This is a genomic window from Streptomyces sp. NBC_01439, assembly GCF_036227605.1.
Taxonomy (GTDB): Bacteria; Actinomycetota; Actinomycetes; order Streptomycetales; family Streptomycetaceae; genus Streptomyces.
In genome coordinates this window covers 4,110,449-4,122,057 of sequence record NZ_CP109487.1, presented here as the reverse complement: position 1 = coordinate 4,122,057, position 11,609 = coordinate 4,110,449, and the positions used below count along the sequence as shown (strand labels likewise).

12 protein-coding genes are annotated in these 11,609 nt (G+C 73.0%); 9 read left to right on the top strand and 3 right to left on the bottom strand.

Annotated features, from left to right (window positions below):
- Window positions 1-3 precede the first annotated feature (3 nt).
- Both OG207_RS18065 and coaA read right to left on the bottom strand, forming a co-directional pair.
- Window positions 4-975, bottom strand: coding sequence for a DUF389 domain-containing protein (locus OG207_RS18065; protein WP_329099560.1), 972 nt, complete (start codon window positions 973-975; stop codon window positions 4-6).
- 23 nt (window positions 976-998) lie between these two features.
- On the bottom strand, window positions 999-2,048 hold the full coding sequence (gene coaA, locus OG207_RS18060) for a type I pantothenate kinase (protein ID WP_329099559.1): 1,050 nt from the start codon (window positions 2,046-2,048) through the stop codon (window positions 999-1,001).
- A gap of 300 nt (window positions 2,049-2,348) precedes the next feature.
- On the opposite strand from coaA, the gene OG207_RS18055 reads away from it, so the two are divergent.
- The 8 genes from OG207_RS18055 (at window position 2,349) to OG207_RS18020 (ending at window position 10,204) form a co-directional block, all read left to right on the top strand.
- On the top strand, window positions 2,349-3,125 hold the full coding sequence (locus OG207_RS18055) for a hypothetical protein (RefSeq protein ID WP_329099558.1): 777 nt from the start codon (window positions 2,349-2,351) through the stop codon (window positions 3,123-3,125).
- A gap of 111 nt (window positions 3,126-3,236) precedes the next feature.
- Window positions 3,237-5,084 (top strand): glutamine--fructose-6-phosphate transaminase (isomerizing), encoded by a 1,848-nt coding sequence (glmS, locus tag OG207_RS18050; RefSeq protein WP_329099557.1) that lies wholly within the window; start codon window positions 3,237-3,239, stop codon window positions 5,082-5,084.
- Between the two features lie 24 nt (window positions 5,085-5,108).
- On the top strand, window positions 5,109-5,477 hold the full coding sequence (locus OG207_RS18045; protein WP_329099556.1) for a holo-ACP synthase: 369 nt from the start codon (window positions 5,109-5,111) through the stop codon (window positions 5,475-5,477).
- A 10-nt stretch (window positions 5,478-5,487) separates the two neighbouring features.
- Window positions 5,488-6,888, top strand: a complete 1,401-nt coding sequence (locus OG207_RS18040; RefSeq protein ID WP_329099555.1) for an NAD(P)H-hydrate dehydratase — start codon at window positions 5,488-5,490, stop codon at window positions 6,886-6,888.
- A 157-nt stretch (window positions 6,889-7,045) separates the two neighbouring features.
- Window positions 7,046-8,182, top strand: a complete 1,137-nt coding sequence (gene alr / locus OG207_RS18035) for an alanine racemase (protein ID WP_329099554.1) — start codon at window positions 7,046-7,048, stop codon at window positions 8,180-8,182.
- The gene (locus tag OG207_RS18030) at window positions 8,127-9,386 is read left to right on the top strand and encodes an alpha/beta fold hydrolase (protein WP_402695695.1); all 1,260 of its coding nucleotides are present in this window, start codon (window positions 8,127-8,129) and stop codon (window positions 9,384-9,386) included. The genes alr and OG207_RS18030 overlap by 56 nt, the downstream gene beginning before the upstream one ends.
- Window positions 9,337-9,903 (top strand): tRNA (adenosine(37)-N6)-threonylcarbamoyltransferase complex ATPase subunit type 1 TsaE, encoded by a 567-nt coding sequence (tsaE, locus tag OG207_RS18025; RefSeq protein WP_329099552.1) that lies wholly within the window; start codon window positions 9,337-9,339, stop codon window positions 9,901-9,903. The genes OG207_RS18030 and tsaE overlap by 50 nt, the downstream gene beginning before the upstream one ends.
- Window positions 9,904-10,018: 115 nt before the next feature.
- Window positions 10,019-10,204 carry a hypothetical protein gene (locus OG207_RS18020; RefSeq protein WP_329099550.1) on the top strand — a complete coding sequence of 62 codons (186 nt, stop codon included), beginning with the start codon at window positions 10,019-10,021 and terminating at the stop codon, window positions 10,202-10,204.
- A 55-nt stretch (window positions 10,205-10,259) separates the two neighbouring features.
- On the opposite strand, the gene OG207_RS18015 is transcribed toward OG207_RS18020, so the two are convergent.
- Complete coding sequence (locus OG207_RS18015) at window positions 10,260-10,814, bottom strand: hypothetical protein (RefSeq protein WP_329099549.1); 555 nt, start codon at window positions 10,812-10,814, stop codon at window positions 10,260-10,262.
- Window positions 10,815-10,933: 119 nt separating this feature from the next.
- On the opposite strand from OG207_RS18015, the gene tsaB reads away from it, so the two are divergent.
- Window positions 10,934-11,596, top strand: a complete 663-nt coding sequence (tsaB, locus tag OG207_RS18010) for a tRNA (adenosine(37)-N6)-threonylcarbamoyltransferase complex dimerization subunit type 1 TsaB (protein WP_329099548.1) — start codon at window positions 10,934-10,936, stop codon at window positions 11,594-11,596.
- The last annotated feature ends 13 nt before the right edge of the window (window positions 11,597-11,609 follow it).

The following is an 11,609-nucleotide window of genomic DNA, read 5'->3' as shown; positions in this document are numbered from 1 at the left end:
CGTCTAAAGGGCTCCGCCCGGCCTGCGTGGCGCACCCGGTTTCCGGACCATCCGGCTCTCCTGGGTGCGCCACAGCAGTTTCCAGCAGATGAGGGTGAGCGTCCCGGAGAGGATGATGCCGCCCAGGTTCAGTGCCAGTTGCACGGCCGAGCCCCACATCTGGGAGAAGTCGCCGTAGCTGAGGGCCACCGCCGCGTTCGCGCCCGCCGGGACGGTGGTGACGGAGATCGCCACGCCCACCAGCGCACCGGCCTTCGCCGAGGTCAGCGACAGCATCCCGGCCACACCGGCGAGCAGCGCCACGACGAAGGAGAACGGGTCGGGCTGCCAGATGAAGCTGGTGTTCGGCCGGGGGTTCTCCAGCATTGCCTCGTCGAACAGACCGAGCGCGGTCATCGCCAGACTGAAGACCGTCGTCGCCACGATCGCCGCCGTGAACCCGATGAACAGGGCGAAGAGCGAGCGGGCGGCGAGCGTGCGGCGGCGCTGCACGAGGCCGGTGCAGATGCCGGCGAGCGGTCCGAACTCCGGGCCGACCGCCATGGCCCCCACGATCAGGATCGCGTTGTCCAGGACCACGCCGCAGGCCGCGATCATCGTCGCGACGATCATGAAGGCGGCGTAGGTGATCGTGAGGGTGGACTCCTCGTGCGTCGACTCGGCGAGCTGCTCCCAGACCACCGCGTCGGCGGCCTCGCCCGGCGCCTCCTCCTCGGCCGCGTCGGCGCGTCTGGAGATCGACAGGCCGATGTTCTCCACGGCGATCGAACCGGTCTCGTCGATACCGAGCTGGCGCATCGCCTGCAGCAGCTCGTCCGCCGCTTCGCGGGCCACGTCGCACAGGACGAGATCGCCCTCGGGGTCGCGGGCGGCGCCGGTCAGTACGACCAGATGGGTGGTCCCGACCGTCTGGTCGATCAGCGCCACCACCCGCTCCGTGAGGTGAGGTGGGGTGATCATCCGCAGATGCAGCATTTCCGCACCCTAGCGACTGCGCGCTAGAGCTTGCGGAGGCTCAACTTCTGCACCTTGTGGTCCGGTCCCTTGCGGACGACGAGGGTGGCCCGGCCGCGGGTCGGCGCCACGTTCTCCAGCAGGTTGGGCCGGTTGATCGTGCGCCACATCGTCTGCGCGTACTCGATGGCCTCCTCCTCGGAGACCTGGGTGTACTTGCGGAAGTAGGAGAAGGGGTTCTGGAACGCGGTCGCGCGCAGCTTCCGGAAACGGTTCAGGTACCAGCGCTCGATGTCCTCGGGGCGCGCGTCCACGTACACGCTGAAGTCGAAGTAGTCGGCGAGGGCGACGCGGGTGCGGCCGTCGGTGCCGGGCAGGGCCGGCTGGAGCACGTTGAGGCCCTCGACGATGAGGATGTCCGGGCGGCGCACGACGAGCTCCTCGCCGGGGACGATGTCGTAGATCAGGTGCGAGTAGACCGGGGCCCGCACCTCGTCCTTGCCGGCCTTGATGTCGGCGACGAAGCGGGTGAGCGCGCGGCGGTCGTAGGACTCCGGGAAGCCCTTGCGGGAGGTGAGGCCGCGCCGCTGGAGCTCCTTCATCGGGTACAGGAAGCCGTCGGTGGTGACCAGTTCCACGCGCGGGTGCTCGGGCCAGCGGGCCAGCAGGGCCTGCAGCAGGCGCGCCACGGTGGACTTGCCGACGGCGACCGAACCGGCGACCCCTATGACGAAGGGGGTGCCCTGCTGGGCGCCGTGCCCGTTGCCCGCGTCGCCGAGGAAGGTGTTGAGGGTGCCGCGCAGGTTGCTGGTGGCGCCGACGTAGAGGTTCAGGAGCCGGGACAGCGGCAGGTAGACGTCGCGGACTTCGTCGAGGTCGATGACGTCACCGAGGCCGCGCAGTCGCTCCACCTCGTCGGCGGTCAGCGGCAGGGGGGTCCGCTCCCGCAGGGCGCTCCACTCGGCGCGGGTGAGGTCGACGTAGGGCGAGGCCTCGGGGCCCCGGCGGTGCGCGGGGCGCGCGGAATGCCCCTCCCGGCCGGTGCGCTCCGTTGCGTTGTCCGGCGTGTTGCTTCGTGGCGGCGAAGTGATCACACCGCCATTGTCGGGGCTCCGGGACGGTTGTGGGTGGTGTGGTCGGTCACGTGTGCAACGGGAGGGGCGGTTGCCGGGCCGGGCCCGGCCGCCGGCGGCCCCGGTTGTACGCGCAGTGGTTTCGATTGGAAGTTCTTGGGGTCTCGTCCGGGTCACGATCGGCCGCGGGCGCGCTGTGTGGCGGCGGGGTGATCGATTGCCCCGTACATTGTTGATCACCGCAGTCATGTCCACGTCCCGCTCCGAGGGACGCGGTTCGGCCTGCCCTGTAGCCGTCGTACTCCATGGGGGAGATCTTTCGTGCGTACCGCCCTTGTCCGTCGTACCGTCCTGACCGCGTCCGCGGTGTCCCTGGCCCTGCTGACCACCGCCTGCGGCTCCGACAAGGCCGACACCAAGGCGGACGCCAAGCCGTCGGCCCCCGCCTCCTCGGCGGCTCCGGCCGCGCCTGCGGTCAAGGGGAAGACGGACGCCGAGGCCACGGCCCTGGTCGTCACCCAGGCCGATCTGCCGGACCAGATCGTCTCCGCCGAGGGCGCGGCGAAGGCCGCCACCGAATCGGCCGGGGCCACGGTCGACAAGGCCGAGTGCAAGCCGCTGATGCAGGCCCAGTCGGGCCAGAAGGTGGGCGCCGCGACCGGCATCGGCCGTACGACGACCAAGGCCAAGCCGAAGGCGGCGGCCGCCGACGCCTCCCCCGAGGACAAGCTGAAGGCGGGCCTGGAGGCGCTCGGCGCCACCCAGACGCTGGTCGGCGTCAGCTCGTACGACGCGAAGGGCGCCGAGGAGGCGTTCGCCGCCCTCAAGACGGCTGCCGCGGCCTGCTCCGGCGGCTACACGGTCACCGAGGGCGGCGAGAAGGTGAAGTACCTCGACGTCAAGCCGGGTGCCGCCGTCACCGCCGGGGACGAGGCCGCGGCCTTCACCCTGACCATGGACCTGGACGACGGCGAGAAGTCCGCCAACCACTTCGTCATCGTGCGCAAGGGCAACGCGCTGGCCACCTTCTACGCCTTCGGCGTGACGGCGGAGCAGCCCAAGACCGTGATCGACGCCCAGGTCAAGAAGCTCGGCTGAGTCGGGCCGTCGAACAGACCGTCAAACCCGCCCCGGCGCATGCGCCGGGGCGGGTTTTTCGTCTTGTTCCGCTACGGGGCAGACGGCCAACTACGGCGTACGCTGCGGCGTATGTGCGGAATTGTGGGTTACGTGGGAGCGCAGTCGGCGCTCGATGTGGTCATCGCCGGACTCAAGCGGCTGGAGTACCGCGGCTACGACTCGGCCGGGGTCGCGGTCCTCGCGGACGGCAGCCTGGCGGCCGTCAAGAAGGCCGGGAAGCTCGTCAATCTGGAGAAGGAGCTGGTCGGGCACCCGCTGCCGACCGGTTCCACGGGGCTCGGGCACACCCGGTGGGCGACCCACGGCGGGCCCACCGACGCCAACGCCCACCCGCACCTCGACAACTCGGGGCGCGTGGCCGTCGTGCACAACGGCATCATCGAGAACTTCGCCGCGCTCCGGGCCGAGCTGGCCGAGCGCGGACACCGGCTGGAGTCCGAGACGGACACCGAGGTCGTGGCGCACCTGCTGGCGGAGCAGTTCTCGGCCACCGGCGATCTCGCGGAAGCCATGCGGCAGGTGTGCCGGCGCCTGGAGGGCGCCTTCACCCTGGTCGCCGTGCACGCCGACGAGCCGGACGTGGTGGTCGGCGCGCGCCGGAACTCCCCCCTGGTGGTGGGCGTTGGAGAGGGCGAGAACTTCCTCGCCTCGGATGTGGCCGCGTTCATCGCCCACACGCGGTCCGCGATCGAGTTGGGGCAGGACCAGGTCGTCGAGCTCCGCCGCGAGGGCGTCTCGGTGACCAACTTCGACGGTTCGGTCGCGACCGTGCGGGCGTACCACGTGGACTGGGACGCCTCGGCGGCCGAGAAGGGGGGTTACGACTACTTCATGCTCAAGGAGATCGCCGAGCAGCCGAAGGCCGTCGCCGACACCCTCCTGGGCAGGATCGACGCGAGCGGCTCGCTGAGCCTGGACGAGGTTCGCATCCCCGTTTCGGTGCTCAGGGAGGTCGACAAGGTCGTGATCGTGGCGTGCGGTACGGCGTACCACGCGGGCATGATCGCGAAGCTTGCCATCGAGCACTGGACCCGCATCCCGTGCGAGACGGAGCTGGCGAGCGAGTTCCGCTACCGCGACCCGATCCTGGACCAGCGGACGCTGGTGGTCGCGATCTCGCAGTCCGGCGAGACCATGGACACCCTGATGGCGCTGCGGCACGCGCGCGAGCAGGGGGCCAAGGTCCTGGCGATCTGCAATACGAACGGGTCGACGATCCCGCGCGAATCGGATGCGGTGCTCTACACGCACGCCGGTCCCGAGGTGGCCGTCGCCTCGACCAAGGCCTTCCTGACGCAGCTGGTGGCCTGCTACCTGGTCGCGCTCTACCTCGGACAGGTCCGGGGCACGAAGTGGGGCGACGAGATCGAGGCCGTGATCCGGGAGCTGTCGGACATCGCCGCGGCGGTGGACACCGTCCTGGAGACCATGGAGCCGGTACGGAGGCTCGCGCGCTCGCTCGCCGACAAGAACACCGTGCTCTTCCTGGGACGGCACGTCGGGTACCCGGTGGCGCTGGAGGGCGCGCTCAAGCTCAAGGAGTTGGCGTACATGCACGCCGAGGGCTTCGCGGCGGGCGAGCTCAAGCACGGGCCGATCGCGCTGATCGAGAAGGACCTGCCGGTGGTGGTGGTCGTCCCGTCGCCGCGCGGCCGGTCGGTGCTCCACGACAAGATCGTGTCGAACATCCAGGAGATCCGGGCGCGCGGGGCGCGGACCATCGTGATCGCGGAGGAGGGCGACGAGGCGGTCGTCCCGTACGCCGACCACCTGATCCGGATCCCCGCGACGCCGACGCTGCTCCAGCCGCTGGTCGCGACGGTGCCGCTGCAGGTGTTCGCGTGCGAACTGGCGACGGCGCGCGGCAACGAGGTGGACCAGCCGCGTAACCTCGCCAAGTCGGTGACCGTGGAGTAGTAGTCGGCCAGTGGAGTTGTCGTTGTGATTATCGGCGTCGGGATCGACGTGGCGGAGATCGAGCGGTTCGGCGCGGCGCTGGAGCGCACGCCCAACCTGGCCGGGCGGCTGTTCGTCGACGCCGAGTTGACGCTGCCGAGCGGCGAGCGGCGCGGGACCGCCTCGCTCGCCGCCCGGTTCGCCGCCAAGGAGGCCCTCGCCAAGGCGCTCGGCGCGCCCGCCGGCATGCTGTGGACCGACGCCGAGGTGTACGTCGAGGACAGCGGGCAGCCGCGGCTGCGGGTGTCCGGGACGGTCGAGGCGCGGGCGCTGGCGCTGGGCGTGAAGTCCTGGCACATCTCGCTCAGCCACGACGCCGGGGTCGCCTCCGCCGTGGTGATCGCAGAGGGTTAGGGGGCAGTCCGTGCGAACTGCTTACAGCGTGGAGACCGTACGGGCCGCCGAGCGGGAGCTGATGGCCCGGCTCCCCGAAGGCGCCCTGATGCAGCGGGCGGCGGCCGGGCTGGCCGCCGCGTGCGCCGGGCTGCTCGGGCGGACCCGCGGCGGGGTGTACGGGGCCCGGGCCGTCCTGCTCGTCGGCCCCGGGGACAACGGCGGCGACGCGCTGTACGCGGGCGCCCGCCTGGCCCGGCGCGGGGCCGCCGTGACGGCCGTGCCGATGGACCCCGAGCGGATGCACCCGGGCGGGCTGGCCGCGCTGCGGGCCGCCGGGGGACACCTCGCCCGAGCCGTCCCGCAGCGGGCGGACCTCGTACTGGACGGGCTGCTCGGGATCGGCGGGCGGGGCGGGCTGCGGCCGGCGGCCGCGGCGCTGGTGGAGCGGATCCCGCCGGGGGTCCCGGTGGTCGCGGTGGACCTGCCGAGCGGGGTGGACGCGGACACCGGAGAGGTGGCGGGTCCGGCCGTGAGCGCCGATGTGACGGTGACCTTCGGGGCGTACAAGCCCGGGCTGCTGATCGACCCCGGGGCCTCGCGGGCGGGCGCGGTGCACCTCGTCGACATCGGGCTGGAACTGCCGTCACCGGAGGTGGAGGCCCTGCAGCACGCGGACGTGGCGGGGCTGCTGCCGGAGCCGACGGCGACGAGCGACAAGTACCGGCGGGGCGTGGTCGGGATCGTCGCCGGGTCCGTGCAGTACCCGGGCGCGGCGGTGCTGGCCGTGGCGGGGGCGCTGCGGGGCGGCGCGGGCGCGGTGCGGTACGTGGGGCCGGCGGCGGAGGCGGTGCTCGCCCGCTACCCCGAGACGCTGATCGGGCCCGGCCGGGTACAGGCGTGGGTGGTCGGCCCGGGGCTGGGCGAGGGCCGCGTCGGGGAGGTCGCGGAACTGCTGGCGGGGGACACGGCGGTGCTGGTCGACGCGGACGGGCTGCGCGGCCTGGACGCGGCGGCCCTGCGCGCCCGCAGCGCCCCCACCCTGCTGACCCCGCACGCTGGGGAGGCGGCGGCGCTGCTGGGGGTGGAGCGCCAAGCGGTGGAGGCGGGCCGGCTGGACGCGGTACGGGCGTTGGCGCAGCGGTACGGAGCGGCGGTGCTGCTGAAGGGTTCGACGACGCTGGTCGCCTCGGGCGGCGGAGCCGTTCGGGTGAATCCGACCGGCACCCCGTGGCTGGCCACCGCCGGCAGCGGGGACGTGCTGTCCGGGCTGGCCGGCTCCCTGCTGGCGGGCGGGCTGTCCGGGGCGGACGCGGGGGCGGTGGGCGCGTACCTGCACGGCCTGGCGGCCCGCCGCGTCGGGGGCCCGCTCCTGGCCCACCAGGTGGCCGAGGCCCTCCCGGACGCCTGGCGGGACACCCGCCACTCCTGACCGGCGGGGCCGGAGGCTCCCGGCCGCGCCGGAGCTCCGCGCAGCGGCGGCCCGCACCCCGCACCACCCCCCCCGCGACCCCGTCGTAGCGGAAGCCCGGTGCCCGGTTGGGCCAGCCCCCGCAAGGCCCGGCGGGGGTTCTGAGAGACTGGGGGCGATGAACGAGACAGCGACGCGCGTGTACGCCGAGATCGATCTTGACGCCGTACGGGAGAACGTGCGCGCACTGCGCGAGCGGGCGCCCCGCTCCCAGCTCATGGCCGTGGTCAAGGCGAACGCCTACGGGCACGGGGCCCTGGAGTGCGCCAGGGCCGCCCAGGAGGCCGGTGCCACCTGGCTCGGGGCCGCCACGCCCGACGAGGCCCTCGCGCTCCGCGCCGCCGGGATCCAGGGGCGCCTCATGTGCTGGCTCTGGACGCCGGGCGGGCCCTGGCGGGAGGCCGTCGAGGCCGATCTCGACGTCTCCGTCAGCGGAATGTGGGCCCTCGACGAGGTGTGCGGGGCCGCCCGTGCGGCGGGCCGCACGGCACGCATCCAGCTCAAGGCCGACACCGGCCTCGGCCGCAACGGCTGCCAGCCCGCCGACTGGGAGGCGCTGGTCGCCGCGGCCGTCGCCGCCCAGGCCGAGGGGACCGTCAAGGTCACCGGCGTCTGGTCGCACTTCGCCTGCGCCGACGAGCCCGGGCACCCCTCCATCCAGCTCCAGCTGGCCGCCTTCCGCGACATGCTCGCCTACGCCGAGAAGGCGGGCGTCGAGCCCGAGGTCCGGCACATCGCCAACTCGCCGGCCACCTTGACCCTGCCCGAGTCCCACTTCGACCTGGTGCGCTGCGGACTGGCCGTCTACGGGGTCTCGCCCGCCCCCGAGCTCGGCACCCCGGCCCAGCTGGGCCTGCGGCCCGCGATGACCCTCAAGGCCTCCCTGGCGCTGGTCAAGACGGTCCCCGCCGGGCACGGGGTGAGCTACGGCCACCACTACGTCACCGACGCCGAGACGACCCTCGCGCTGGTCCCCGCCGGGTACGCCGACGGCATCCCGCGGCAGGCCTCGGGCCTCGGCCCGGTGCTCATCGGCGGCAAGATCCGCCACGTCGCCGGGCGCGTCGCGATGGACCAGTTCGTGGTCGACTTGGAGGGAGACCACGCCCGCGCCGGTGACGAGGCCGTCATCTTCGGGGACGCGGAACGCGGTGAACCGACCGCCGAGGACTGGGCACGGGCAGCGCACACGATCGCGTATGAGATCGTCACCCGTATCGGTGCACGTGTGCCCCGGGTGTACCTGGGCGGCTGAACGGAGTGAGGGCGGCGGCGTGAGCGAGAACTGGCGCAAGGCCGGCTGGGCCGGCGCCGCCATCGGCGTGATAGCCGCGGGCGCGGCGGCCGGTGTCGCGGTCGAACGGATCACCGTGGGGCGCGGTATGCGGAGGAAGGCACGCCTGGCACTCGACGCGGCCGGGGACTACGGGTCCCTGCGCGGCGCCGAGGGAATCTGCCGGGCCGAGGACGCCACCGAGCTCTACTACGAGGTCGACGAGCTCCCCGACGACGGCAAGCGGCGGCGGCTGCGGCGCAAGGCCGAACCCCCGGCCACCGTCGTCTTCTGCCACGGCTACTGCCTCGGCCAGGACTCCTGGCACTTCCAGCGCGCCGCCCTGCGCGGCGTGGTCCGGGCGGTCTACTGGGACCAGCGCAGCCACGGCCGCAGCGCCCGCGGCCTCGCCCAGGCGGACGGCGAGGCGGTGACCATCGACCAGCTCGGCCGGGACCTGAAGGCCGTCATCGACGCGACCGCCCCCGAGGGGCCGCTGATCCTGGTGGGTCACTCGATGGGCGGAATGACCATCATGGGATTCGCCGAGCAGTACCCCGAGATCGTCCGCGACCGCGTCGTCGGCGTGGCCCTGGTCGGCACCTCCAGCGGTCGCCTCGACGAGGTGACGTACGGGCTGCCGGCCGCCGGCATGGGGGCCGTGCGCCGGCTCCTGCCGGGCGTGCTCAAGGCGCTCGGCTCGCAGGTGGAACTGGTGGAGAAGGGCCGGCGGGCCACCGCGGACCTCTTCGCCGGAATGATCAAGATGTACTCGTTCGGCTCCCGGGACGTGGATCCGGGCGTCGCGCGGTTCGCGGAGCGGCTGATCGAGGCCACGCCCATCGACGTGGTCGCCGAGTTCTATCCGGCCTTCCAGACCCACGACAAGACCTCCGCGCTCCAGCTGTTCGCGGACCTGCCGGTCACCGTCATAGCCGGGGACAAGGACATGATCACCCCGCCCGCGCACAGCGTCGCCATCAAGGAGACGCTCCCCGGCGCCGACCTCGTGGTCCTGGAGTCCACCGGGCACCTGATGATGCTGGAGCGCCCGGAGACCGTGACGCGGCTGCTCACCGAGCTGCTGGCGCGCACCGGGGCGGCGACCCTCCCCGCAGCGACTAACGTTGGCGGGCATGGAAGAAGTACCGCTGGAAGCACAGCGCAGCCAGGCGCCGGCACCTGAGGCCGCGGCCGGCGCGGAGATCCGGATCACCATCGACTCCCCGGACGCGATGCAGGAATTGGGCCGCAGGATCGCCGCCCTGCTGCGCCCCGGCGACCTCGTCCTGCTGACCGGCGAGCTGGGTGCGGGCAAGACCACGCTCACCCGGGGCCTCGGCGAGGGCCTGGGCGTGCGCGGGGCCGTGACCTCGCCGACCTTCGTGATCGCCCGGGTGCACCCTTCACTGACCGGCGGACCGGCGCTGGTGCACGTGGACGCGTACCGCCTGGGCGGCGGGCTGGACGAGATGGAGGACCTGGACCTCGACGTCTCGCTGCCCGAGTCCGTGGTCGTCGTGGAGTGGGGCGACGGCAAGGTGGAGGAGCTCTCCGACGACCGGCTGCACGTGGTGATCGCGCGGGCGGTCGGCCACGAGGAGGTCCTGGACGACGTACGGGAGGTCCACGTGCGCGGGGTCGGGTCGCGCTGGAGCGCGGGGGCCGGGCTGGACGCCCTGGCCGGCGCCCTCTCGGAGTAAACGTACCGACAACTCGTCGGCAAGATATTGCGCTGTCGGCCGCCCTCGTGGTGACATGGTACCGAGAGTTTCTTAGGTATGCCTAAGTACGGTGTCCCGGGTCCAGGAGGCAGCCATGTCGGCACCAGCAGGAGCACATCGCGAACCCCGCCCGTCCACCGTCTCCATGTGGACGCTCCTCGCCGCCGGCGTGGCCGCCACCGCCGTCTCCACACCGCCCGCGCGGGAGTACGCCACCGCCCCGGCCGGGCCGGTCGACACCGCACGCGAAGAGGCCGCTCCGGAATCCGAAGCGGCCTGAGGGGCGTCACCCGGTCGGGTGAAGCGCGGGGGATCCGTCGGATCCGTCGGATCCGTCAGGGAACGACGACGACCTTCGACGCGATCGTCGCGAAGGCCCACATCGCGTCGCCGTCCGCACGGCTCATCCGGATGCCGCCGGTCTTCTTGTTCGGGTCGGGCTCCGGCAGCGCGCCGTCCGTACGGGCGCTGAAACCGACCGCCACGCCCTCCGCGGTGGCGAACCGCACGACGTGCTCGATCGGCACGCCGTCCGAGCCGGTGACCGAACCCGAGCGCGACCCGACCGCGTAGCTGCCCGGCTTCGGGTGCACCGTGCTCGGCATCACCGCGAACGACTTCGGCGGCTGCGCGGGGTCGCCCACCAGCCACACCCGCTTCTGGCCCACCGAGTACACGACGCGCACCCCGTCACCGGAACCCTCGGGCACGGCGGCCGGCTTCGCCGGGTCCTGCTTGGCGGCCGGGCTCGCGGCGGGGGCCGGTTCCTGCACGGCGGCCTTCGGGGGATGCGCGGGCGCCGTGGCGGAAGCCTGGTAGCCGAGGAAGCCGACGACGGCCACTGCCGCGGCGGTGAGCCCGGCCACGATTCCCGAGCTGCTGAGTGCCACCTTGCTCCACCTCTCCGCGCCGACCGATACCACGTCAGGTACCCCGTCGAAAGGTAGCAGCCGCCCTGCTCCGAGACCGGCCGCGAGGGGTGCGGCCGCCGGAGTCGTAGGCTGTTCGCGTGCTCTTGCTCGCCGTAGATACCGCCACGCCCGCCGTCACCGTCGCCCTGCACGACGGTGAGTCCGTCGTCGCCGAGTCGAACCAGGTCGACGCCCGCCGCCACGGGGAGCTCCTGCTGCCCTCCGTGGACAAGGTCCTCGCCGAGGCCGGGGTCACCCTCGAAGCCGTCACCGGCGTCGTCGTCGGTGTCGGCCCCGGCCCCTACACCGGACTGCGCGTCGGCCTCGTCACCGCCTCCACCTTCGCCGCCGTGCTGGGCGTGCCCGTGCACGGCCTGTGCACGCTCGACGGCCTCGCGTACGCCGCCGGGGCCGCCGGCATCGAGGGCCCCTTCACCGTCGCCACCGACGCGCGGCGCAAGGAGGTCTACTGGGCCCGGTACGAGGACCCCCGCACGCGCGTCGGCGAGCCCGCCGTGGACCGCCCGGCCGACATCGCCGAGCAGGTCGCGGGCCTGACCGCGGTCGGCCAGGGCGCGCTCCTGTACCCCGAGGTCTTCCAGGACGCCCGGGGCCCCGAGCACCAGTCGGCCGCCGCGCTGGCCTCGTTGGCCGCGGAACGACTGGCGGCGGGCCTGGAGTTCCTGCCTCCTACCCCCCTGTACCTGCGCCGGCCCGACGCCCAGGTGCCCAAGAACTACAAGGTGGTCACCCCGCAGTGACCCCGGCGACCCC